This is a genomic window from Modestobacter lacusdianchii (assembly GCF_054177765.1).
The window spans coordinates 23,293-46,006 of the sequence record NZ_JBJJTJ010000003.1; the positions used below are offsets into that span (position 1 = coordinate 23,293).

The following is a 22,714-nucleotide window of genomic DNA, read 5'->3' on the forward strand; positions in this document are numbered from 1 at the left end:
AGCCGACCAGGCGACGTCCCGGTCGGACCCGGGGGCCGGCGCGCCGCCGTCCGCGCACGAGGAGCTCGATGACCCCGATCCTGCCCAAGGCCGACGCCGCCGACCTGGTCGTCGCGGCCCGGATCCGGCGTGGGCTGACCTGGGCCCGGCTGGCCGAGGAGATCGGCGCACCGCTGGTCTGGACCACCGCCGCCCTGCTCGGCCAGCACCCGATGACCCGCGACCAGGCCGAGGCGGTGTGCCGGCTGCTCGAGCTGGACGACGCCGTCGCGGAGAGCCTGCAGCTGCAGCCCTACCGCGGCAGCGACCCGGCCGCGATGGCCGACCCCACCGTGTACCGCCTGCTGGAGGCGCTGTCGGTCTACGGCCCGGCGCTCAAGGAGCTGGTCCACGAGGAGTTCGGCGACGGGATCATGAGCGCGATCAACTTCAAGGTCGACATCGCCCGCCGTCCCGACCCGGACGGCGACCGGGTGGTCATCACCCTCGACGGCAAGTTCCTGGACTACCGCTGGTGACCGCGCCCCGGCGCACCCCGACGTCCCTCCCCCCGTTCCCCCGCAACGAAGGAGCACGCGCATGTCGTACGTGACCCCGAAGGACTTCGTCACCAAGATGATCGACGCGGGTGAGGCCAAGGTCTTCATGGCCACCCGGGACACCCTGATCCGCGCGTTCATGGCCGGGGCGATCCTGGCGCTGGCCGCGGCGTTCGCCGTCACGGTCACCGTGCAGACCGGCCAGCCGATCGTCGGGGCCCTGCTCTTCCCGGTCGGCTTCTGTCTGCTCTACCTGCTCGGCTTCGACCTGCTGACCGGGGTGTTCACCCTGGTGCCGCTGGCGCTGTTCGACCGGCGCCGCGGGGTCACCGTGCGCGGCATGCTGCGCAACTGGGGTCTGGTGTTCACCGGCAACTTCGCCGGCGCCTTCACCGTCGCGGTGATGATGGCGGTGATCTTCACCTTCGCGTTCTCCATGCCACCGAACGAGGTGGGCCAGGCGATCGGCACGATCGGTGAGGGTCGCACGGTGGGCTACGCCGACCACGGCGCGGCCGGGATGCTGACCCTGTTCATCCGCGCGGTGCTGTGCAACTGGATGGTCTCCACCGGCGTGGTCGCCGCGATGATGTCCACCTCGGTCTCGGGCAAGGTCATCGCGATGTGGATGCCCATCCTGCTGTTCTTCTACATGGGCTTCGAGCACTCCATCGTGAACATGTTCCTGTTCCCCTCCGGCCTGCTGCTCGGCGGTGACTTCTCCGTCGGCGACTACCTGGTCTGGAACGAGATCCCCACGGTGCTCGGCAACCTGGTCGGCGGGGTCACCTTCGTCGGGCTGACCCTCTACGCCACCCACGCCCGCACCGCGGCCCCGCGGACGCCGGCCCCGCTGGTGCCCGACACGATGAGCCTGCCGGTCGAGAACGAGCCGGTCGGCACCCGCTGACCGGTCACCCGCCGAGGCGGTCCTCCCCACCGGGGAGGGCCGCCTCGGTGGCGTCAGCGCCAGCGGTGGAGGTCGCGCAGCAGGGCGATCTCGGCGCCGTGGTGGGCCAGCTCGTCGGTGGCGTGCACCAGCAGGTCGGCCCAGCTGTCCTCGGCGTAGGGGCCCCACGCCGGCCCCAGCGGCCGCCAGACGCCGTCCTCCCCCCAGCTCGGCCATCGCCGACCGGAACGCGGTCGCCGCGACGTCCAGGTCGCGCAGCGCCGTCGCGGCGTCGCCGTGCCAGTCGCGCCCGGTCACGGCCAGCGGGTGGCCGGCCGGGGAGTCGGCCAGGTAGGTGGCCAGGCAGCCCGCGGCCAGGTGCCACAGCCGCCAGGCGATCGTGGTCACCGGCGGCGGGTCCGGTGCCGGGTCGGCCAGGTCCGCCCGCCAGACGCCGTCCGCACCGGGACGCACCGACCAGGCGCCGCGCACCGGCTCGTCCAGGTACTCGGCGTCGCCCAGCCCGCTCAGCCGGTGGTCCAGCCTGGTCCGGGCGTCGTCCCAGCCGCGGAGCAGCACCGGCAGCACCCGTCGCTCGGTCATGCCCGGGGACCGTAGCGCCGCCGGGCCGCGGGCAGGGGCGTACCGGCTGCCCCGCTGTGGTGAGGAGCCCCGGCGGCCACGTGCGTCCCCGGCCGCTGCGGGCCATGATCGCCGCGTGAGGGACTCCCTGGGCAACGAGCACGCACCCGGCCGGGACCTGGTCGAGACCGGTGAGCTGGTCGCCGGGTCGATGAGCCGCGCCGTCGCCGGCCTGCTGTTCGCCCCCGAGGACAGCCCGCTGCGGCTGGACGAGCGGATCGCCTCGGTGCTCCGCGACGCCGCCGCCGCGGCCGCCGAGCTGCCGCTGACCTGGGAGCGCGCCCGGGCCGGCGCCGTGCTGGCCTTCGTCGCCGAGCTGTCGGTCACCCGCTCCGCCCAGGGCCGCGCCGTCCGCGGCGACGGCTTCTTCAGCGTGAGCACCGCGTCCCGGTCGGCCGCCGAGCGGCTGGTCGAGGACGTCGTCCAGGCCGCCCGGGCGACCACCGAGGAGCGGCGGGTGCGGCACCTGGGCTACCTGGTGGCCGAGGTCGTGGTCTCCCCCGACGTCGACGTGGCGCTGGCCGCCCGCGCGCTGCAGCTTGCCGAGTCGTGCAGCTGGCGGCAGCTGGTGTTCCTGGCCGCCGTCGGCCGGCGCGACCGGGCTCCGCTGCCGGTGGGCGCACTGGAGGACGAGCCGCGCAGCTGGCGGGCCTGGGGCGCCCGCGAGGACCTCACCGACCTGCAGCAGGCCGGCCTGCTCGACCCGCCGCTGGTCGCCTCCCGCCCCGGCGCGGTGCGGCCGAAGCTGCGCCCGGCCGACCTGCGGCTGACCCGCCGCGGCGTCCTGGTGCACCGCCTCCTCGCGCTGGACTTCGTCCGCGAGGACGACGTCACCGCGGCCCTCGCCGACCTCGAGCTCCCACCTACCTGACCCCCTCGCGCCGCCGCAGCATCGATCAGGGCACTTGATCGAAGACTGTCCTCCCGCACCAGCGTTGGTGCAGGAGGGCAGCCGTTGCTGCGGGAGGACAGCGTCGTCCCGCCGATCGTGACCCGTTCGTGACCGTCGCTGTGGGTCCGCTGGGCGTCCCATCGCGTGTACGGGGTGACGGACGGCGAGAGGGGACCCAGGACGTGGACCGGACGGGCTTCGAGGACTTCGTGTCCCGGGAACAGCCTGCTCTGCTGCGGCTGGCGGTCCTGCTCGCCGGCGACCGCGGCCATGCGGAGGACCTGGTGCAGACCGCCCTGCTGAAGAGCTACCGGCACTGGGGGCGGATCACCCGCTCCGGCGAACCGACCGCCTACGTGCGTCGGGTGCTGGTGACCACGCACACCAGCTGGCGGCGCCGGCTGTCGACCACCGAGCAGGTCGTCGAGACGCTGCCCGACCGGGCCGCGCCGTCGGTCCCGGAGGACGACGAGGAGCTGCGGACCGCACTGCGCGCCCTGCCCCCGCGCATGCGCACCGCCGTCGTGCTGCGCTACTACGCCGACCTCTCCGAGCAGCAGACCGCCGACGCGATGGGCTGCTCGGCCAGCACCGTGAACACCCAGACCGCCCGCGGGCTCCAGCGGCTGCGCGCCGCGCTCACCGGCCCCGTGCTGGCCGGCGCCGAGGAGGGCGCGTGATGGACGACGTCGAGCTGCGCACCCGGCTGACCCGGCTGGCCGAGCACACCGCTCCCCCTCCGCGCGAGCGGCTGGCCGCGGTGGTCGCGGCCCGGCACCGCAGCCAGCGCCGGCAGGCGCTGGGGACGGCGGCGGTCGCGGCCGCGGTGGCCGGCCTGGTCGTGCTGACCGCCACCGTGCTGGACGGTGCACCGTCGGCCGAGCCGGCCACCGCCGTCGGCGCCGATGCGGCCGGTCCGGAGGCGGCGGCCGCGGCGGCCGACGTCCTGGCCGGGCCGGCCCGCGGCTCGCTGGCCGGGGACGCCGCGTTCGTGGCGGCCGTGCGGCAGCTGCCCTGGACCGAGGCCGACGACCCGGCCCGGCCCACGGCCCTGACCGAGCCCTCCCTGGACAGCCGGCGGGTGGTCTTCGCCGGGGACGTGCCCGGTGGCCGCTGGGCGCTGCTGGTCGCGGAGGACACGATCGGCTCCGAGCCGGCCGGCCCGGTCTCCGGTCTGGCGGCCGCGTGGTTCACCGGCCCGACCGGTGCCGCACCGGACCAGCTGCAGCCGGCCGGGCTGCTGGGCGGCATCGACCTCGGCACCCCGCTGGCGCTGTCGGACGCGGCGACCGGCGCGCTGGTGGTCGTCGCCGCCCCGGGCGACGAGGTCGAGGTGTCGCGACGGCCGGAGGTGGCCGCCGACGGCACGGTCAGCCGCTCGTTCGAGTCGGTCGACGCACCCGGCGGGGTGGCCGTGCTGGCGCCCGGGCCGGCCGCGGGCACCTACGACGAGGCGCTGCGCTACCGGGTGCTCCGGGACGGCGTCGAGCTGGTCACCGCGATGCCCACGGCGTTCCGCTCGGCCTGGCCGTCGTCCGCCCCCGACGTGCCGGTCGACTGGCTGCGCGGCGAACCCGGTCCCGCGAGCGCCCGGTCGGTGCTGTCCGGCGGGGTCGACCACGTCCTGCGGATCACCGGGCTGCCGGCCGAGGAGCTCGACCTGGCCGTGGTCTGGGCCGGCGACGTCCCGGCGGTGACCGGCCCGCCCGGTCGGCTGCAGCTGCTCAGCGCGACCCTGCCGTCGGGAGCGGTCTACCTGGAGGCGCTGCTCAGCCAGCAGATGGGCGAGGAGGGGGCCACCGGCAGCACCTGGTGCGGCGCCGACCTCCGGCCGGCCGGCACGCCGCCGGCCGAGCAGCTGTTCCTGCTGGACTGCGCGGGCGCCTCCGGAGGCGGGGCCGAGCTGGAGCACCAGCTGGTGCTGGTCGGTCCGGCCTCCGCCGCGAGCGCCTGGCTGGTGGACGGGTCGGGCGCCCGGGCCACCGAGGTCCCGCTGACCGGCGGCGCCGCGGTGGTGCCGGCACCTGACGACGTGGCCGCGGCGGAGTTCCTGACCGCTGACGGCACCTCGCTGGGACGCACCGAGCCGCTGGGGTACGACGGCCTGGAGTCGATCAGCGCCACGGCCGGCTGGGACTGACGTGACGAGCCCCGAGCCGGCGTCGGTGATCGCCGCACGGCAGCTGGCCGAGGAGGCCCGGGCCCGCGGCACGGCGCCACGGCGCCGCCGTCCCCCACCGCTGCGCCCGCTCGACCGGCTCCCCGCCTCGGTCAGCGCGCCGTGAGGGGGCTGGCCGCGTTCGTCGTCGGTCTGGTGCTGGTCGTGCTCCTCGCGAGCCGGTGGGGCGCCGGGGCCGGTGCCTGCCCGGCGGTCGCCTGGTCCAACACCCTGACCATCGAGCTCGGCGCCGACCGGCCGGCGGCGCACGCGGTCCGGGTGGACTGCCCGACCCCGTGCGGTCTCGTGCTCGGCACGCCGGACGACGGACCCGACACCCACACCCGGCCACTGGCCCGCGGCGACACGACCGTCTCGTTCGAGATGGCCGCGCCGGACTCGGTGACCGCCACGGTGCTCGCCGTCGACGGTGCGGTGCTGACCGTCGCCGAGCTGGACCTGGACTGGGTACGGGTGGGCGGCTCGACCGAGTGCGGTGGCCCCGCCGAGGCGCGGGCCACGGTGCCACGCGCGTGACCGGGGCGGCGGCCGACGCCCCGCTCCGGCGACCACGGCGACCACGAGGCCACGGCGGTGGCGCCGGACCTCAGGCCGCCGAGCCGGTCGCCGACCGCGCGTAGGCCGCCGGCGTCGTCCCGATCATCCGGCGGACGTGCCGGGTCAGGTGGGCCTGGTCGTAGAAGCCGACCGCCGTCGCCACCTCCGCCGGCGGCGCGCCCGCCAGGAGCATCCGGCGGGCCCGGTCGACCCGCCGGCCGGTCAGGTAGCGGTGCGGCGGCAGCCCGTGCCGGGCGGTGAAGGCCCGCACCAGGTGGGTGGGGTGCACACCGAGGTCCGCGGCCACCGCCTCCAGCGACACGCCCTCGGTGAGCCGGGCGTCCAGCAGGTCACGCAGCCGGTCTGCCAGCCGGTCGGCGCGGACGACGGGGGCCCGGGGGAGGGCGCGGTCGAGGTGCTGGCGGAGCCGCTCGAGCACGAACGCCAGCCGGCTCTCCGCCTCCAGCGCCTCGGTGTGCGGTGCGAGCGCGGCGTGCAGCTGGGAGATCCGCGCCCGCAGCACCGGGTCGGTCAGCGCCGGGGAGTCCACGGCGCGGCCCACCCGGTGGGCGCCCAGCGTCTCCGGCTCCAGGTACAGCACGCGCTTGCGGAAGCCCCCGGGCGACTGGGACCGCCCGTCGTGCGGCACGCCCGGCGGCAGCAGGGTCACCGCCGCCGGTGAGGCGCCGTGGGCGTGCCGGTCGAGGTCGTAGCGGACCGCGCCGTCGTCGACGAGGAGCAGCGTCCACGCCTCGTGGGTGTGCGCCGGGTAGACGTGGTCGGTGAAGCGGGCGTGGAAGACCTCGGTCAGCCCCGGCACCGCGGGGCGCCAGGCCACCACCTCGGCCACCTCCTCGCTCACGTCAGGAACGTACAAGCCCCGGCCGGCTGCCCGGCGCGATGCTGCCGGGCATGGAGACGCTGCCTGCCGTGGAGGAGCCGGGCCCGCCGTGGCCCACCAAGATCGCCGTCCTGCTGCGGGAGGGGCTGCTGCCGTGGCAGGAGCTGAACGTGACCGCCTTCCTGTCCAGCGCCATCGCCGCGGCGGTGCCCGAGCTGATCGGCCGGCCGTACGAGGACGCCGACGGGACGGCGTACCTGGCGATGTTCCGCCAGCCCGTCCTGGTGCTCACCGGCCCCGCGCAGCTGCTGACCGGCGCCCGGGAGAAGGCGCTGGCCCGCGGGCTGCCGACGTCGGTGTTCACCGCCGACCTGTTCGCCACCGGCGGCGACGCGGAGAACCGGGCAGCCGTGCAGGCGGTGCGCGGTGCGGCCCTGGACCTGGTCGGGCTGGCCGTCCACGGCCCGAGGAACGCCGTCGACAAGGTCCTCAAGGGCGCCCGGATGCACCCCTGAACACCCTCCCCGGCGTTGCGCAGTGCGGCGCCGTCGTACCGCCCGGGGCGTCGCCGTCACACGGTGACGACGAGCCGGCCTGAGTCGACGTGCACGGGGTAGCGCCGCACCGGGTCGGCGGTGCCGGTCGAGCCGCCGTCGGACCACCGGTAGGCGAACAGGTGCAGCGGGCAGACCAGCACGTCGGCGTCGGTCTGCCCGTCGGCCAGCGGTCCGCCGGCGTGCGGACAGGCCGCCTGGGTGGCGTGCAGCGACCCGTCGCGCAGCCGGAACACCGCGACCTGGGTGTCGCCGGCGACGAACGCCCGCCCCTCCCCCAGCGGGACGTCGTCCACCCAGCCGACCACGTGGGCGACGCCCGAGCTGCCGCTGGGCCGATCGGCGGTGACCGGGGCGGTGACCGGGGCGGTGACCTGCTCGCGGGTGAGGCTCATCGGACCGGCACCTGCGGCAGGTCGACCAAGGGCAGCGCGGTGCGGAACTGGCCGGGCGTCGCCGGTCGAGCGCCGTCCTGGCCCCACGGGTCGGTGTAGGCGTCGATCGAGCGCTGCAGGCCGGCGTCCAGCTCGGCGAGCACCTCCGGGCTGCCGTCCAGCACCACTGCCTGCACCTGCGCCAGGCCCACCCGGGGCACGAAGTCGTAGGTGCGTTCCAGCCAGTTGGCGTTCTCCCGGTAGTACTGCACGAACCGGCCGGCCACCCGCATCACCGCCTCCGGCGAGTCGACGGTGGCCAGCAGGTCGCCCTTGCGCACGCTGGCCCCGGCCGCGCCGCCGACGTACACCTCCCACCGGCCGCCGCCGACCGCGACCACGCCGACGTCCTTGACGTAGGCCTCGGCGCAGTTCCGCGGGCAGCCGACCACCGCCATCTTGATCTTCGCCGGGCTCTCGATGCCCTGGAAGCGGGTCTCCAGGTCGATGCCCAGCTGGGTGGAGTCGCCCAGCCCGAACCGGCAGAAGTCGCTGCCCACGCAGGTCTTCACCGTGCGCATGCTCTTGCCGTAGGCGTAGCCGGAGGGCATGCCCAGGTCGGCCCACATGTCGGGCAGGTCCTCCTTGCGGACCCCGAGCAGGTCGATCCGCTGGCCGCCGGTCACCTTGATCATCGGGACCTCGTACTTCTCGGCGACGTCGGCGATCCTGCGCAGCTGGGCGGCCGTCGTCACCCCGCCCTTCATCTGGGGGACGACCGAGAAGGTGCCGTCGCGCTGGATGTTGGCGTGCACCCGGTCGTTGATGAACTTGGCGTCGTTCTCCTGCTCGTACTCCGCGCCCCAGACCGTGCGCAGCAGCGAGGTGAGGCCCATCTTCGACTTCGCGTCCTCGGCCCCGCCCGGCGCGAGCGCGGCGAAGACGGCCGACACCGACCGCAGGTCCCGGGCGCGGATCTCGGCGATCAGCGCCGGCTTCGCCAGCGGGATGCCGGGGACGTACCAGGAGGCGGCCGGGTCCTCGGTGACGGCGCCGTCGGCGGCCCACTCCACGACCTGCCTGACCAGGCCCTTGCACGAGCCGCAGCCCTTGCCGGCCCGGGTGGCGTCCATGACCGCGCCGACGCTGCCGCACCCGCCGGCCACCGCGTCGCAGATGCCCTGCTTGGTCACCCCGTTGCAGTTGCAGACCTGCGAGTCCCCGGGCAGCTCGGCCACGCCCACCTCGGCGGCCCCGTCGGAGAGGTCGACCAGCAGCCGGATCCGCTCGGCCGGCAACGGCGTCCCGCGGTCGAAGGCCTGGGTCAGGAAGGCGACCTTGCGGGTGTCGCCGAGCAGCGTGGCCCCGATCAGCGCGTCGTCCCGGACGACGACCGACAGGTGCACCCCGCGCCGCGGCTCGGAGATGACGAGGAACTCGTCGGTGTCCCGCTCCGGCCGGCTCACCCCCATGGTGGCGACGTCGACCCCGGCCACCTTGAGCTTCGTCGCCGTCCGGGAGCCGTGGTACTCGGCGTCCGGGTCGGCGCCGGTGAGCACGTCGGCGAGCACCCGGGCCTGCTCCCAGACCGGGGCCACCAGGCCGTAGAGCTCACCGCGGTGCTGGGCGCACTCCCCGACGGCGTGCACGTCGGGGGCGTCGGTGCGCAGCTGGTCGTCCACGACGATCCCCCGCTCGACCTCCAGGCCGCTGCGCAGCGCGACCTCGGTGACCGGGCGGATGCCGGCGGCGACCACCAGCAGGTCGGCGTCCAGGGTCCGGCCGTCGGCCAGGACGACGCCCCGCACCCGGTCCGGGCCGATGACCTCGGTGGTGCGGGTGGCCAGGTGGACGCCGATGCCGAGGGACCTCACGCTGCTCTCCAGGACCGCCCCCGCCTCCGCGGAGAGCTGCTGGTTCATCAGGTGCGTGCCGGCGTGCACCACCTCGACCTGGAGCCCGTGCCCCTGCAGCGCCCGCGCCGCCTCCAGCCCGAGCAGCCCGCCGCCGACCACCACGGCACGACCGTGCTCGGCCGCGGCGGCCAGCATCGCCCGGGTGTCGTCGATGGTGCGGAACCCGAGGACACCGGGCAGCAGCTGCTCGTCGTCGGTGTACAGCCCGGTCATCGGTGGGATGAACGAGCGGCTGCCGGTGGCGAGCACCAGTTGGTCGTAGGGGGTCGTCGTCCCGTCGGCGGCGTGCACGACCTTGGCGTGGGTGTCGACCCGGTCGACCCGGACGCCGGCGCGCAGGGTCACGCCCTGGTCGGCGTACCAGTCGTGGCTGTTGAGCACGATGTCGTCCTCGTGCTCCTCGCCGGCCAGCACGTGGCTGAGCCGGATCCGGTTGTAGGTGCCGTGCGGCTCCTCGCCGAACACGGTGATGGCGAACTGCTCGCCCCCGCCGCGCTCGAGCACCTCCTCGACCACCCGGGCCCCGGCCATGCCGGTGCCGACCACGACCAGCCGCTGCCGGGTGTCGAACCCGTCGGCCTCGTCCATCGCGAAGTGCAGCGTGCTCAGGCCCTCGGGCCGCCCGCCCAGCACCTGGTGGTCCGTCCGCGGCGCCATCAGACCTCCACCAGCCCCAGGTCGACCACGAGCTCGCCGGTCACGCCCAGCGGCGCGGCGGCGTGCAGCTCGACGACGGTGCCGCCGTCGAGGTCCTCCACCACCCGCAGCGGCACGTGGCAGTCGCCCTTAGCACCGACCGGGAACCAGCGCATCGGCTCGCCGTCGCGCACCAGCAGCAGGTAGACCAGCTCGTCGGTGGAGTTGCCGCCACGGAAGTACAGCGCCTGCGCCGTCCTCCCCTCGGGTACCCGGTAGCGCAGCGCCGGGTCGAGCGGGCCGGGCTTGCCCAGCCCCTCGCCGGTGATCGGGTAGACGCCGTTCAGGAAGCGCGGGGTGCTCTTCACGCCGGTGGTCCTCCTCCGGGTCGGGCGGTGGGACGGGTGCCGGTGGGCACGACCCGAGCCTGGTGCGCGCCGGTTTCCCGGTGAGGACGCCCGGGTCAAGGTCGCGTTCCGTCCGTCGCACACCCACCGGAGGACGGCGGTGCGGCTGCCCGGCCGCGGAGGGGCTGGCGGGCCGGCGCCGGCTCGGCCAGGCTCTCGGCCATGGAGCAGCAGACCGAGCAGCGACTGGTGCAGGTGGCGACCGACGAGATGCGGGTGCCCTTCTGGGTGGTGCTGGCCGGCGTCGGCGTGGGCTCCTCCTGGACGCTGATGGGCGTGCTGGTCGGCACCCGCGTCGCCCGCCGCCGCTGACGCCTCAGCCCGCGGTCGGCGCACCGGCTGCTGCCGCGCCGGGTCGCCCGGCGCTCAGTCCCAGCGGCCGCGCAGCCGCTTGGTCTCCCCGCGCTGCTTCTTCGCCTTGATCCGCCGCTCCTGCGACCCGCGGGAGGGCTTGGTCTTCCGCCGGGACGGCGGCGGCGGCGCGATCGCGGCGCGCAGCACGGCGGCCAGCCGGGCCCGGGCCGCCTCCCGGTTGCGCAGCTGCTGGCGGTGCTCGCTGGCGGCGATGGTCAGCACGCCGTCGACCAGCCGGTCGCCCAGCCGCTCGACCAGCCGGCGGCGCTGGGTCTCGGTGAGCCCGGGCAGCTGCAGCGGGGACACGGCGAGCTCGACCCGGGAGTCGGCGGTGTTGACCCCCTGCCCGCCGGGCCCCGACGACCGGGAGAACCGCCACGACAGCGCCCCGGCCGGGACGACCAGGCGGTCGCCCACCGGCAGGTCACCGAACGCGTCGTCCCCGGGCACCGGCACAGTCTCCCGGATCGCCCGGGCGTCGACGACCGACATCCGCCCATCGTCGTGGCACGCTCCCCGCCATGACCGCTCCCGAGCCGAGATCGTCCGGTACCAGCTCGGCGACGCTGGGCGGCGTGGCGGCGCTGCTCACCGTGCTGGCCGTGCTCGCCGGCAGCCGGGAGTGGCCGGCGCCGCGGCGGACCACCTCCGGCTGGCAGGTCGCCGCCGTCCCGGCGTCGCTGCTGGCGCTGCTGGCCGGCACGGCGGTGGTCTGCCTGGCCGTCGCGGCGGTGCTCGCCCGCCCGCACCGGCTGGCGGCGCCGACCGCCGCCGTCTGGTGGGGGCTGGCCGCCGTCTCTGCCCTCGCGCTGATCTGGAACGACCTGTACCTGGCCGCGCTCGGCGACGAGGGCCCGGTCATCCCGGTGTTCGACTGGGCGTTCACCTCCCTGCCCACCCTGCTGGTGGGGCTGGTCGCCCGCCGCCAGGGCCCGGGGGCGCACCGGCGGGCCACGCTGGGCCTGGCGGTGGTCGTGCTGCCGCTGTTCGCGCTGGGCCGGCCGCTGGCCGACAGCGACCACGGCCTCGGCACCGTCGCCGGCGGGCTGTACACCGCCGTCCTGTTCGGGGTGGTGCCGTTCCTGATCGCCTGGGCGCTGACCCGCGCACCCCGCACCCGCGGCGCCGCGCCGTCTTCCGCCTGACCACCCCGCGGCCTCCGTCCGGGCGCCCGGCGTGGGCTCCCGGCTCCCCCGTCCGGGTCCCCGGTGGGCTCGACCGGGTGAACCGGCGGGGCCGCCGGTGGCGCTCCGTCGCCCGGTGCGGTGAACGCCGCCCGCTCGCCTCGCCGAAGCGGTCACTGCGTGTGACGCTCGGGGAGTGACACAGGACGCCTCCACCCGGCTGCACCTGGTGACCGACAACCACGTCGCGCCCGTCGCGCCGGCCGGCGCCGAGCGGGTCGACGAGCGCCGCACGCACGACGAGCCGGCCGCCGGGACGGTGATGGCCGACCTGCTGCGCCGGGCCGAGGAGCTCGACGCGCGGGTGGCCGCGGAGACCGGGTCCCGCTCCTCCCTCCGGCCGGCCGCGATGGTCGCCACCGGGGCCGGGCTCACCGTCCTGCTCGTGCTGCTGGCCCGCCAGCCCTGGCCGTTGCCGGGCCGGAACGCCGGTGGGGTCACCGACGTCCCGCAGTCGCTGGTCACCTTCCTGCTCCTGTGCACGGCGCTCTGCGTCTGGGCCGCCGGCCGGGCGACCCGGCCCGCCCAGGTGCTCGGCGCAGCGGCCGCCCGGCTGTGGTGGGCGCTGCTGGCCGGCGCCGCGCTGGTCACGGTGGCCGCCGACCTGTCGCTGGCCTCCTTCGCCGGAACCGGCCAGCGCCCCACCGACACGCTGGTGCGCTGCCTGGTGCCGGTCGTCCCGGCCGTGCTGGCCGGCGTACTGGCGTCCCGGGCCGGGCGCGCCGCCCGGGTCCGGCTGGCGCTGGGCACCGGCCTGGTCACCGTGCCGCTGGCCGCGGTCGGCTGGGCACTGCTCTCCTCCTCCCCCGCCGCGACGGCCGACGTGGCCGACGTGCTCGCCGTGACCGGCGTCGCCGCTGCGGCGCCGCTGGCCGTCGCCGTGGCGTTCGTGGCCGCCGACCGCCGGGGCCGGTCCGCGCACTGACCCGGAGGACCATCGGGGGATGACCACCCTCGCCTCCGCGCTGGCCGACGGGCCCGTCGTCCTCGACGGCGGGCTGTCCACCGAACTCGAGTCCCGCGGGCACGACGTGACCTCGGCGCTGTGGTCGGCGCGGCTGCTGCGCGACGACCCGGCAGCGGTCGTCGCCGCGCACGCCGCCTTCGCCACCGCCGGCGCCCAGGTGCTCACCACCGCCAGCTACCAGGCCACCGTCCCCGGCTTCGCCGCCGCCGGCATCGACGCCGCCGAGGCCCGGGCGCTGATGACCCGATCGGTGGTGCTGGCCCGCGACGGGCTGGCCCGGGCCGGCCGGGACGGCTGGGTGGCCGGCTCCGTCGGCCCGTACGGCGCGTTCCTGGCCGACGGCTCGGAGTACACCGGCGACTACATGGACGGCGTGACGGTCGACCGGCTGCGGGCCTTCCACCGGCCGCGACTGGCCGTGCTGGCCGAGGCCGGCGCCGACGTGCTGGCCTGCGAGACGCTGCCCGCCGCCGCCGAGGTCGAGGCGCTGCTCGCCGAGCTCGACGGGCTCGGCGTGCCGGCCTGGCTCTCGCTGACCGCGGTCATCGGCGCGGACGGCGTCGCACGCACCCGGCGCGGCGAGCGGCTGGACGACGTCTGCGCGATGGCCCGGGACGTCGACGCGGTGGTCGCGGTCGGGGTCAACTGCACCGACCCCGCCGGCGTACCGGTCGCGGTCACCGCGGCCGCCGCATCGGGACGGCCCGGGGTGGCCTACCCCAACAGCGGCGAGGTCTGGGACGCGGCCACCCGCTCGTGGACCGGCTCTCCCGGGGTGGGCGACGTCGGCGGCTGGCTGACCGCCGGTGCCCGGCTGGTGGGCGGCTGCTGCCGGGTGCGACCCGACGACGTCGCCGCGATCGCCCGCGCCGTCCGGTAGCGCCCGCCGGGCCCGGTGTCCACGCCCGCCACGCAGGTGCCCAGCGACCCCGTCCCACTGCCCGGCCCGGGAGCAGCAGTGGGACGGGGTCTGCCGTCAGAGGATCGGGCGTCCGCCGGTGACCGCGACCCGGGCGCCGGAGACGTAGCTCGCCTCGTCGCTGGCCAGCAGCACGTAGACCGGGGCCAGCTCGGCCGGCTGCGCGGGGCGGCCCAGCGGGGTGTTGCCCCCGAAGCTGGCCACCTTGTCCGCCGGCATGGTCGAGGGGATCAGCGGCGTCCAGACGGGCCCGGGGGCGACGCTGTTCACCCGGATGCCCTTCTCCCCCAGCAGCTGGGCCATGCTCGCGCTGAAGTTGGCGATGCCGGCCTTGGTCATGGCGTAGGGCGCCAGGGTGGGGCTGGGGTTGTCGGAGTTCACCGACGATGAGTTGATGATCGCCGCGCCCGGCTGCATGTGCGGCACGGCATCGCGGATCAGCGTGAACATGGCGGTCAGGTTCAGCGCGAGGGTGTGGTCCCACTCGTCGTCGCTGATCTCGTCCAGCGACTCGTGGCTCATCTGGAACGCGGCGTTGTTGACCAGGACGTCGATGCCGCCGAGCTCCTCGAGGGCCGTGGGCACGATCGTCTTGGCGTGCGCCCGGTCGGCCAGGTCGCCGGGCACCAGCACGCACCTGCGGCCGGCGTCCTCGACGAGCTTCGCGGTCTCCTGCGCGTCCTCGTGCTCGTCGAGGTAGGCGATCAGGACGTCGGCACCCTCACGGGCGAAGGCGATGGCGACGGCGCGGCCGATGCCGCTGTCGCCACCGGTGATGACCGCGCGCTTCCCGGTCAGCTTGCCGGAGCCGCGGTAGCTCTCCTCGCCGTGGTCGGGCTTGGGGTCCATCTCACCGAGCGTGCCGGGCGGGGTCTGCTGCTGCTCGGGCTGGGACTCGGGACGGGGTGACGACACGGTGCTCCTCCTGCGTGGTCCGGCCGCGGCACCCCTGGCGCTCTGCTCACGCAGCCGGTGCCGTCCTGCGCACCGGCCCGGTGCCGCGTCGCCCCCGCCTACCCGAGCGTCACGGCGCTGAACCCGAGGCGCTCAGGCAGCCCGGGAGCTGATCCCGGCGCGGGCACCGGGCAGGCTCACCACGGAGGCACCGGGGTCGTTCCAGCGCATCTCCATCCGACGCCGACCAGAACCGTCGACCACCGACACCCAGCGGCACTCAGGGCACTCTGTACGCATGTTCCATCCACCTCTCGTTCACCTTCTGTTCACCCAGTCTCCTCCAACGGTCCATCTCATGCACTCCTCGACGCCCTGTGTCCGGATCGTTATCTGAGACCGCCGTCCGCTCGGGCCGGGCGTCGACGCGGGAACGTCTGCGGCGTCAGGCACGCTGTGGCTCACGATGACGCTCTCTCCTGCCGGTACCGACGCCACTCCGGCCGACTCCCCCGCTGCCGCGCTCCCCGCCCCCGGCGTCCGGTCGCTGATCGGCGACCCGGACGACCTCACCGAGCTGCAGTCGCTCGCCGGTGACCCCGACGCGCTGTTCACCCACTTCGCGGAGTGGGCCGCCGAGGGCGGGACGGTGCTGTACCCGGCGCAGGAGGAGGCGCTGATCGAGCTGGTCAGCGGCGCGAACGTCGTCCTCGCCACCCCCACCGGCTCGGGCAAGTCCCTGGTCGCCACCGGCGCGCAGTACGCCGCGCTGGCCAACGACCAGGTGAGCTTCTACACCGCCCCGATCAAGGCGCTGGTGAGCGAGAAGTTCTTCGCCCTGTGCGGGGTGTTCGGCGCGCAGAACGTCGGGATGCTCACCGGCGACGCGTCGGTCAACGCCGACGCCCCGATCATCGCCTGCACCGCCGAGGTGCTGGCCAACATCGCGCTGCGCGAGGGCCCGGACGCCGACATCGGCCTGGTCGTGATGGACGAGTTCCACTTCTACGGCGACCCCGACCGCGGCTGGGCCTGGCAGGTGCCGCTGATCGAGCTGCCGAAGGCCCAGTTCCTGCTCATGAGCGCGACCCTCGGCGACGTCACCGCACTGCGCGAGGACCTCACCCGCCGCACCGGCCGGCCCACCGCGCTGGTCGCGGGCGCCGAGCGCCCGGTGCCGCTGCACCACTACTACGCGACCACCCCGATGCACGAGACGATCCAGGAGCTGCTGGACACGAAGCAGGCGCCGGTCTACGTCGTCCACTTCACCCAGGCCTCGGCGCTGGAGCGGGCCCAGGCGCTGATGAGCGTCAACGTCTCCACCAAGGAGGAGAAGCAGGCGATCGCCGACATGATCGGCGGGTTCCGGTTCTCCTCGGCCTTCGGGACGACGCTGTCCCGGCTGGTGCGGCACGGCATCGGCGTGCACCACGCCGGCATGCTGCCCAAGTACCGGCGGCTGGTGGAGCAGCTGGCCCAGGCCGGGCTGCTCAAGGTCATCTGCGGCACCGACACCCTCGGCGTCGGCATCAACGTGCCGATCCGCACCGTGGTGTTCTCCGCGCTGAGCAAGTACGACGGCACCCGGATGCGGCTGCTCAACGCCCGCGAGTTCCACCAGATCGCCGGCCGGGCCGGGCGGGCCGGCTACGACACCGCCGGCACCGTCGTCGTCCAGGCGCCGGAGCACGAGGTGGAGAACCTCAAGCAGTTCGCCAAGGTCGCCGACGACCCGAAGAAGCGCCGCAAGCTGGTGCGCCGCAAGGTGCCCGAGGGCATGGTGCCGTGGAGCGAGTCCACCCAGCAGCGGCTGATCAACGCCGACCCCGAACCGCTGACCAGCCACTTCCGGGTCTCGACCGGCATGGTGCTCAACGTGCTCGCCCGCCCGGGTGACCCGGTGGCGGCGATGCGGCACCTGCTCACCGACAACCACGAGCCCCGCGCGCGGCAGCTGCGGCACGTCCGTGAGGTCATCGGCATCGCCCGGTCGCTGATCGCCGCCGGCGTCATCGAGCGGCTCGACGTCCCCGAGCCCGACGGCCGGCGCTACCGGCTGACCCTGGACCTGCCGCCGGACTTCCAGCTCAACCAGCCGCTGTCGACCTTCGCGCTGGCCGCCATCGGGCTGCTCACCCCCGGCCCGGACGCCGACGGCAACGACACCTACGCCCTGGACGTCGTCTCGGTGATCGAGGCGACGCTGGACGACCCGCGCCAGATCATCGCCGCGCAGCTGAACAAGGCCAAGGGCGAGGCCGTGGCGCAGATGAAGGCCGAGGGCATCGAGTACGAGGAGCGGATGGAGCTCCTGGAGGAGGTCACCTACCCCAAGCCGCTGGAGGAGCTGCTCGACCACGCGTTCGAGGTCTACTCCGCCGGCAACCCGTGGGCGCGCGACGCGCAGCTGTCGCCGAAGTCCGTGGTGCGGGACATGTGGGAGCAGGCGATGACCTTCCGCGAGCTGGTCAACCACTACGGGCTGACCCGCTCCGAGGGCGCGGTGCTGCGCTACCTGTCCGACGCGTTCAAGGCGCTGCGCTCCGGCGTCCCCACCGAGGCCCGCACCGAGGAGGTCACCGACATCGTCGAGTGGCTGGGCGAGCTGGTGCGCCAGGTCGACTCCTCGCTGCTGGACGAGTGGGAGCAGCTGACCAGCGCCGACCAGCCGCTGGACGCCCCGGTGAGCGTGCCGGCCCGCCCCCGCCCGCTGACCGGCAACGAGCGGGCCTTCACCGCGATGATCCGCAACGCGCTGTTCCGCCGGGTCGAGCTCATCGCCCGGCGACGCTGGTACGACCTCGGCGAGCTGGACTCCGCCGCGGGCTGGGACGCCGACCGCTGGGGTGAGGTGGTGCAGGCCTACTTCGCGGAGCACGCCGAGCTGGGCACCGGCGCCGACGCCCGCGGGCCGGCGCTGCTCGTGGTCGACAAGAGCGAGCCGCGACTCTGGCGGGTCCGGCAGATCCTCGACGACCCGGCCGGCGACCACGACTGGGGCTTCGACGCGGAGGTCGACCTGGACGCCTCCGACGAGGAGGGCGCGCTCGTGCTGCGCCTCCTCGACGCCGGCCGCCGCGACTGACCTCCGAGCCGTCCTGCGCCGACCACCGGGACTCGCGGGTCCCCCGGGGCCGGTCTGGCGCGCGAGCCGATGTCGGGGAACGGACTGTCCAGCCGGCCCCATCGACGCGGGCCGCGGACTGCGGAATCCGACCGTCGGTGAGTCCGGCCGGCTCGCCGACGTAGCTGCCCGCCTCCGCCGACGTGGCTGCCCGCCTCCGCCGACGTGGCTGCCCGCCTCCGCCGACGTGGCTGCCCGGCTTCGCCGACGTGGCTGCCCGGCTCCGCCGACGTGGCTGCCCGGCTCGGCGGAGTGGACTGCCTCGTCGATGCGGCGACCGTCGCCAGGACGGCCGGTCTCCCCCGAGGTGGTACTCCGCAGGGTCGTCGGACGGCCCGGAACTGTCGTACCACGCCCGTAGGTTCCGGGCATGACGACGACCGCGGTGCCACCCGGCCCGCACGGTGGCGTCATCGACATCGTCTGGGTCGGCGCGCCGCACACCACGCCGAACCACGCTGCCTGGTCGGATGAACGGCTGGCCGCCGGCCTACGGAGCGTGCAGCGGCAGCGGGCGAGGCTGGCCGCGGAAGAGGCCGAGCTGATCCTGGGTCTGGCCGGCCACCGCCCCGCCAGCAACGACCCACCAGCTGACTCGCCCGGTGCCTCACGGTCGGGTTGGAACAACGACTCAGCTGACGGCGAGATCAGCGAGTTCTTCGTCGGCGAGCTCTCGGCAGTGCTGAACCTCGGGCGTGGCACCGCCGCGGTGAAGCTGCGCCGGGCGTTGACCTGGGCCCAGAAGTTGCCGGCCACCTTCGCGGCCCTGAAGGCCGGCGACCTCGACGAGCGCCGCGCCCAGCAGCTGGCCGACACCCTCGCCCACACCAGTCCGACCGTCGCCGGCCAGATCGAGGACCAGCTCCTGGCCGAAGCCGGCGACCTGTCGGTGGCCCGGCTCGAAAAGCGCGCCACCGAGCTGATGCTGCAGCTGGACGCCGCCGCGGCCGAGGAGCTCCGCGCGGAGGCGGAGAAGACCGCTGATGTGCGGGTGCACCCCTCCCCGATCGACGGGCGGTCCACCCTGGCGGCCGACCTGCCCACCGACGAGGCCGTGGAGTGCCACGACCTGGTCGACCAGCTCGCCACGATGCTCAAGGCCGACGGAGATCCCCGCCCCATCGGTGCCCTCCGCGCCCACGTCCTCTCGGCGTTGATCCGCCGCCCAGCCGACTCCGGGCTCCCATCGGTCGCTGGGAACCTGACGATCACCGCCGACCTGAGCGCCCTGGAAGGCGCCAGCAGCACCATCGGCGAGGTCAACGGGCTGCCGATCACCGCCGCCCACCTGCGCGACCTCCTGACCCGGGTGGGCGCCCTCGGCCTCACCACCCCCGACGGCGGCACGCTCACCTACGCCCTCACCGGCCCGAACGGGCAGCTCCTGGCCACCGTGACCCCCGCCGAGCTGGCCCGCCTGGCTCACCGCGGCTGCCCCCAGCACCCTGGCGCCTCATGCGTCTGCCCGGTGCTCGGGCCACCACCCGCGACCAGCGGCTACACACCCACCGCCCGACAACGCGCGTTCGTCACCGCCCGCGACCAGCGCTGCCGGTTCCCCAACTGCGGCCAGCGCGTCGGCTGGACCGATCTCGACCACGTCACCGCCCACGCCAGCGGCGGAGCCACCGACTGCACCAACCTTTGCTGCCTGTGCCGCGCCCACCACCGGCTCAAGACCTTCGCCCCCGGCTGGCGGTTCCACCTCGACGGCGACGGCGCGCTGCACGTCACCACCCCGTCCGGGGTCACCCGCACCACCCGACCACCCGGTTCCCGGCGACCACCTCCGGAGCCCCCGGGACAGCTGATCCCAGAGCCACCGCCTCCGGACGACCGACCGCCACCGTTCTAGCTGCGGTCCTGGTCCCACCGACCTTCTCGGGGAACAGCCTGTCAGGACGGACCTCCTCGGACCGACTTGCCCATGCCCAGGGAGGCCCCGGCCGACGGGACGGTCACCCGCCCAAGACGGTCACCTCCCCGGACGGTCACCTGTCAGGACCGTGGCCCGCCAAGACCGTGGCCCGCCCAGGGATGCCGATGAGGGCTCCAGCCACATCCCGGGTCATGGCGTACTCCAGGGGCCGTCGCCCGCCCAGGAGCCTCGCACGAGCTGGTCAGGCCGGGAGTCTGGGATCAGGGCCCAGGTCGCGGCACGCGCGTGAGCCGGCGGAAGGTCGGGCCGGGTGGGGGCGGAACGGTGGCTGCCGGGTCGCGCCGGCGGCGGAGCTCGAGCGCCAGGCTCTCCTCACCGCGGGCCATGGCCCACCGGTGGTTGGCCGCGAACGCCGGGCGCAGCAGCCAGCTCGACCGCGCGAGAAGCGGCTTGGCCGCCGCCACCCGCCAGTCGTAGGTGATGACCACCTCCGGTCCGTCCGGGGTGAACGTCCACCGGCCGGTGCCGACCAGGTCACCGGTGGCGGCCAGCGCGAAGCCCGTGTCGGTCATGGTCTCGGTGATCCGCAGCGTCCAGCGCAGTGTGTAGGGCAGCCAGCCGGTGGTGACCAGCTCGACCGTCCGGCCGACGCCGTTGGGGTCGCCGTCCGCGACGGGCACCACGTCCAGGTAGACCGCCGGCCACCAGCGAGGGAGCGACGGGCTGTCGCTGAGCACCGCCCGCACCTCGGCGACGGTGCCGGCCACCCGCCAGGTCGTCACGAAGTGGTAGCTCGGGTCCCAGCTCACCCGTCGGACTCTCCTCGCCACAGGCCCGCTCGTCCACGCACGCCCGCTCGTCGGCGCCCCGTGCGCCGCCAGCCAGACACGCTGGGGTCACACGTCCACGCGCGGCCTGCTCATCGGCATCCGAGGAGCCGCCAGCCGGACACGCTGGGCCACTCCTCCACCTGCCGGGCCGATGCGGGCGGATGCGGTGTGGCCACGCGTCCGATCTCGTTGCGGATCGACCCGGATGGGTGATCAAGCAGCGGGCCCGGCGGTCCGAAGGGACAGGGACGACACACGGGCCGCCGCACCGGCGGACCGACCTCCAGGTCCGAGGACGGGCACCGATGAGCAGAGTTGAGGCAGCCGAGCTGCTGCACCGGGCGGCCACCCCGCTGCGCCGGGCCGCTGCCCGGGTGCACCGGCCTGCCGACCTGGTCGAGCACACCCGGTGGCTGTTCTGCGTCTGCGGTCTGCGTGCCGCCGTCCTGCACACCGACGGTGACGTGCTGCGCGTCGTCGGCTCCGCCGGCGGCTTCCTCCGGCCGCTCGCCGCCCTGCCCGGCACCCTGGTGCCCCCGGCGCTGGCCCCGGACGAGGTCCGGCCGGTGGAACCGTCGGCGGCGCTGGTGCTCAGCTCGGGCATCCGAGGTGAGTGGCTGTGCCTGCCGATGCCCGACTCGCCCGGCAGCCACATGCTGCTGGGGGCCGCACCGACCGTCCCCCGGGAGGCCGTGCTGGCCGCCCAGTCGATGCTCAACCAGGTGGCGCAGGCCCTGCGCACCAGCCGGGCACACCAGGAACTGGAGACGCGCGCGCTGACCGACGGGCTCACCGGCCTGGCGAACCGGTCGGCGTTCTCCACCGCGTTGAACGAGGCGCTGGCCCGGCCCGGGACCGAGTCGTGGGTGCTCTTCCTCGACCTGGACGACTTCAAGGTGGTCAACGACAGCCTCGGGCACCTGGCCGGCGACCGGCTGCTCGCCCACCTGGGCACCCAGCTGACCGCCACCCTGCGTCGCTCGGACGTCTGCGCCCGGTTGGGCGGCGACGAGTTCGCCCTGCTGCTGCGCGGCGCCAGTCAGGCCGACGCTCGCCAGATCGGCCAGCGCGTGCTCGAGCTGATCTCCACCCCGGTCCAGCTGGCCGAGGGACTGGCCCGGATCGGTGCCAGCGTCGGCGCCACCCGGGTGCCGCCCGGGGCGACCGAGACCCTCGTCGTCCACCGTGCGGACCTGGCCATGTACGCGGCGAAGGCGGCGGGCAAGAACCGGGTGCAGTTCTTCTCCACCGACCTGCTGCAGGTGGCCGACGCCGAGGCCGCCGAGGCAGAGCTCCGCGCCGCCGTCGACGGCGAGGAGCTGGTGCTCGCCTACCAGCCGGTCGTGTCGGCGACCGACGGCAGCTGCACCGCCGTCGAGGCGCTGGTCCGCTGGGCGCACCCGCTGCGCGGGCTGCTCGGGCCCGACACCTTCCTGCCGCTGGCCGAGGAGACCGGCGCGATCGTGGCGCTGGGCGAGTGGGTGCTGCGCAGGGCCTGCAGCGACGCGGCCGGCTGGTCCGTCGACGGCGCCCCGGTCGCGGTGCACGTCAACGCCTCCCCCACCCAGCTGGCGCACCCGCGGTTCCTGGAGCTGGTGCGGACGGCGCTGGCCGACGCCGGGCTGCCGCCGGAGCAGCTGGTCATCGAGGTCACCGAGACGACGGTGCTCGACTCCCCCGTCGTCTCCGCCACCCTCCGCGAGCTCGTCGACCTGGGCGTCGGCATCGCCCTCGACGACTTCGGCACCGGCTACTCGGCACTGACCACGCTGCGCAGCCTGCCGATCAGCATCGTCAAGATCGACCGGTCGTTCGTCGCCGGCGTGCTCACCCAGGCCGCCGACCAGGCCGTGGTGCAGGCGATCGTGCAGATGGCCACCCGACTGGGCCTGGAGACGGTGGTCGAGGGCGTGGAGTCCGTGGAGCAGCAGACCTTCCTGCAGGAGGCCGGCATCGGGGGCCTGCAGGGCTACCTCCACCTGCCACCGAGGCCGCTGGCCGAGTTCGCCGCCTGGCTCGCGGACAACCGCCGCCGGTCCGACACCGGCGAGCTCGCACCCGCCTGACCCCCGCGCCCGGTGCCGGGCAGCTCGCCCCCGCCGGCCCGCGCACCGGGGGCGGGGCAGCTCGCCGACCGCCACGCCGCTGCCCGGA

At 75.1% G+C, this 22,714-nt stretch carries 22 protein-coding genes and 1 pseudogene; 15 read left to right on the plus strand and 8 right to left on the minus strand.

Annotation, left to right across the window (positions count from 1 at the left end):
- The first annotated feature begins 68 nt into the window (after positions 1-68).
- Together cynS and ACJTNH_RS02710 are read left to right on the plus strand one after the other, a co-directional pair.
- Positions 69-518: a cyanase gene (gene cynS / locus ACJTNH_RS02705; RefSeq protein ID WP_458172729.1), complete on the plus strand. Its 450-nt coding sequence runs from the start codon at positions 69-71 to the stop codon at positions 516-518.
- Positions 519-579: 61 nt separating this feature from the next.
- Positions 580-1,449, plus strand: a complete 870-nt coding sequence (locus ACJTNH_RS02710; protein WP_458172730.1) for a formate/nitrite transporter family protein — start codon at positions 580-582, stop codon at positions 1,447-1,449.
- Between the two features lie 180 nt (positions 1,450-1,629).
- Here ACJTNH_RS02710 and ACJTNH_RS02715 read toward each other — a convergent pair.
- Positions 1,630-2,031: pseudogene (locus tag ACJTNH_RS02715) on the minus strand (DinB family protein); the annotation flags it as partial.
- 115 nt (positions 2,032-2,146) lie between these two features.
- Between ACJTNH_RS02715 and ACJTNH_RS02720 the strand changes: the two are divergent.
- The 5 genes from ACJTNH_RS02720 (at position 2,147) to ACJTNH_RS02740 (ending at position 5,657) form a co-directional block, all read left to right on the plus strand.
- Positions 2,147-2,941 carry a hypothetical protein gene (locus ACJTNH_RS02720; protein ID WP_458172731.1) on the plus strand — a complete coding sequence of 265 codons (795 nt, stop codon included), beginning with the start codon at positions 2,147-2,149 and terminating at the stop codon, positions 2,939-2,941.
- 203 nt (positions 2,942-3,144) lie between these two features.
- Positions 3,145-3,642, plus strand: coding sequence for a SigE family RNA polymerase sigma factor (locus tag ACJTNH_RS02725; protein WP_458172732.1), 498 nt, complete (start codon positions 3,145-3,147; stop codon positions 3,640-3,642).
- Positions 3,642-5,102 carry a hypothetical protein gene (locus ACJTNH_RS02730; RefSeq protein WP_458172733.1) on the plus strand — a complete coding sequence of 487 codons (1,461 nt, stop codon included), beginning with the start codon at positions 3,642-3,644 and terminating at the stop codon, positions 5,100-5,102. Before ACJTNH_RS02725 ends, ACJTNH_RS02730 begins: the two co-directional genes overlap by 1 nt.
- A 1-nt stretch (position 5,103) precedes the next feature.
- Entirely contained in the window at positions 5,104-5,247 is a 144-nt protein-coding gene (locus ACJTNH_RS02735) for a hypothetical protein (protein ID WP_458172734.1), read from the plus strand.
- Positions 5,244-5,657 carry a hypothetical protein gene (locus ACJTNH_RS02740; RefSeq protein ID WP_458172735.1) on the plus strand — a complete coding sequence of 138 codons (414 nt, stop codon included), beginning with the start codon at positions 5,244-5,246 and terminating at the stop codon, positions 5,655-5,657. Before ACJTNH_RS02735 ends, ACJTNH_RS02740 begins: the two co-directional genes overlap by 4 nt.
- A 70-nt stretch (positions 5,658-5,727) precedes the next feature.
- Here the strand turns inward: ACJTNH_RS02740 and ACJTNH_RS02745 are convergent, their stop codons facing one another.
- The gene (locus ACJTNH_RS02745) at positions 5,728-6,540 is read right to left on the minus strand and encodes a helix-turn-helix domain-containing protein (RefSeq protein WP_458172736.1); all 813 of its coding nucleotides are present in this window, start codon (positions 6,538-6,540) and stop codon (positions 5,728-5,730) included.
- A 50-nt stretch (positions 6,541-6,590) separates the two neighbouring features.
- Here ACJTNH_RS02745 and ACJTNH_RS02750 point away from each other — a divergent pair, with 50 nt between their 5' ends.
- A complete protein-coding gene (locus tag ACJTNH_RS02750) occupies positions 6,591-7,034 on the plus strand; it encodes a DUF2000 family protein (protein ID WP_458172737.1) in 444 nt (147 codons plus the stop codon).
- Between the two features lie 56 nt (positions 7,035-7,090).
- Here the strand turns inward: ACJTNH_RS02750 and ACJTNH_RS02755 are convergent, their stop codons facing one another.
- From ACJTNH_RS02755 to ACJTNH_RS02765, 3 genes are read right to left on the minus strand one after another with little or no spacing between them, the layout of a single operon-like run.
- Positions 7,091-7,468 (minus strand): Rieske (2Fe-2S) protein, encoded by a 378-nt coding sequence (locus ACJTNH_RS02755; RefSeq protein ID WP_458172738.1) that lies wholly within the window; start codon positions 7,466-7,468, stop codon positions 7,091-7,093.
- Positions 7,465-10,020, minus strand: coding sequence for a nitrite reductase large subunit NirB (gene nirB / locus ACJTNH_RS02760; protein ID WP_458172739.1), 2,556 nt, complete (start codon positions 10,018-10,020; stop codon positions 7,465-7,467). The genes ACJTNH_RS02755 and nirB overlap by 4 nt, the downstream gene beginning before the upstream one ends.
- Positions 10,020-10,367: a hypothetical protein gene (locus ACJTNH_RS02765; RefSeq protein ID WP_458172740.1), complete on the minus strand. Its 348-nt coding sequence runs from the start codon at positions 10,365-10,367 to the stop codon at positions 10,020-10,022. Before ACJTNH_RS02765 ends, nirB begins: the two co-directional genes overlap by 1 nt.
- A gap of 201 nt (positions 10,368-10,568) precedes the next feature.
- Here ACJTNH_RS02765 and ACJTNH_RS02770 point away from each other — a divergent pair, with 201 nt between their 5' ends.
- Positions 10,569-10,718, plus strand: a complete 150-nt coding sequence (locus tag ACJTNH_RS02770; protein WP_458172741.1) for a hypothetical protein — start codon at positions 10,569-10,571, stop codon at positions 10,716-10,718.
- A gap of 54 nt (positions 10,719-10,772) precedes the next feature.
- On the opposite strand, the gene arfB is transcribed toward ACJTNH_RS02770, so the two are convergent.
- Complete coding sequence (gene arfB / locus ACJTNH_RS02775; protein WP_458172742.1) at positions 10,773-11,252, minus strand: alternative ribosome rescue aminoacyl-tRNA hydrolase ArfB; 480 nt, start codon at positions 11,250-11,252, stop codon at positions 10,773-10,775.
- A 29-nt stretch (positions 11,253-11,281) separates the two neighbouring features.
- On the opposite strand from arfB, the gene ACJTNH_RS02780 reads away from it, so the two are divergent.
- From ACJTNH_RS02780 to mmuM, 3 genes are all read left to right on the plus strand, one after another.
- Positions 11,282-11,905 carry a hypothetical protein gene (locus ACJTNH_RS02780; RefSeq protein ID WP_458172743.1) on the plus strand — a complete coding sequence of 208 codons (624 nt, stop codon included), beginning with the start codon at positions 11,282-11,284 and terminating at the stop codon, positions 11,903-11,905.
- 175 nt (positions 11,906-12,080) lie between these two features.
- Entirely contained in the window at positions 12,081-12,869 is a 789-nt protein-coding gene (locus tag ACJTNH_RS02785) for a hypothetical protein (protein ID WP_458172744.1), read from the plus strand.
- Positions 12,870-12,888: 19 nt separating this feature from the next.
- Positions 12,889-13,791, plus strand: coding sequence for a homocysteine S-methyltransferase (gene mmuM / locus ACJTNH_RS02790; RefSeq protein WP_458172745.1), 903 nt, complete (start codon positions 12,889-12,891; stop codon positions 13,789-13,791).
- Positions 13,792-13,887: 96 nt separating this feature from the next.
- On the opposite strand, the gene ACJTNH_RS02795 is transcribed toward mmuM, so the two are convergent.
- Positions 13,888-14,745 carry an SDR family oxidoreductase gene (locus ACJTNH_RS02795; RefSeq protein WP_458172746.1) on the minus strand — a complete coding sequence of 286 codons (858 nt, stop codon included), beginning with the start codon at positions 14,743-14,745 and terminating at the stop codon, positions 13,888-13,890.
- Positions 14,746-15,190: 445 nt separating this feature from the next.
- Here ACJTNH_RS02795 and ACJTNH_RS02800 point away from each other — a divergent pair, with 445 nt between their 5' ends.
- Together ACJTNH_RS02800 and ACJTNH_RS02805 are read left to right on the plus strand one after the other, a co-directional pair.
- Positions 15,191-17,812 (plus strand): DEAD/DEAH box helicase, encoded by a 2,622-nt coding sequence (locus tag ACJTNH_RS02800; RefSeq protein ID WP_458172747.1) that lies wholly within the window; start codon positions 15,191-15,193, stop codon positions 17,810-17,812.
- 409 nt (positions 17,813-18,221) lie between these two features.
- A complete protein-coding gene (locus tag ACJTNH_RS02805; protein WP_458172748.1) occupies positions 18,222-19,706 on the plus strand; it encodes a DUF222 domain-containing protein in 1,485 nt (494 codons plus the stop codon).
- A gap of 284 nt (positions 19,707-19,990) precedes the next feature.
- Here ACJTNH_RS02805 and ACJTNH_RS02810 read toward each other — a convergent pair whose 3' ends face one another.
- Positions 19,991-20,539 (minus strand): SRPBCC family protein, encoded by a 549-nt coding sequence (locus ACJTNH_RS02810; RefSeq protein WP_458172749.1) that lies wholly within the window; start codon positions 20,537-20,539, stop codon positions 19,991-19,993.
- Positions 20,540-20,865: 326 nt separating this feature from the next.
- Between ACJTNH_RS02810 and ACJTNH_RS02815 the strand changes: the two genes are divergently transcribed.
- The gene (locus tag ACJTNH_RS02815) at positions 20,866-22,626 is read left to right on the plus strand and encodes a putative bifunctional diguanylate cyclase/phosphodiesterase (protein ID WP_458172750.1); all 1,761 of its coding nucleotides are present in this window, start codon (positions 20,866-20,868) and stop codon (positions 22,624-22,626) included.
- The last annotated feature ends 88 nt before the right edge of the window (positions 22,627-22,714 follow it).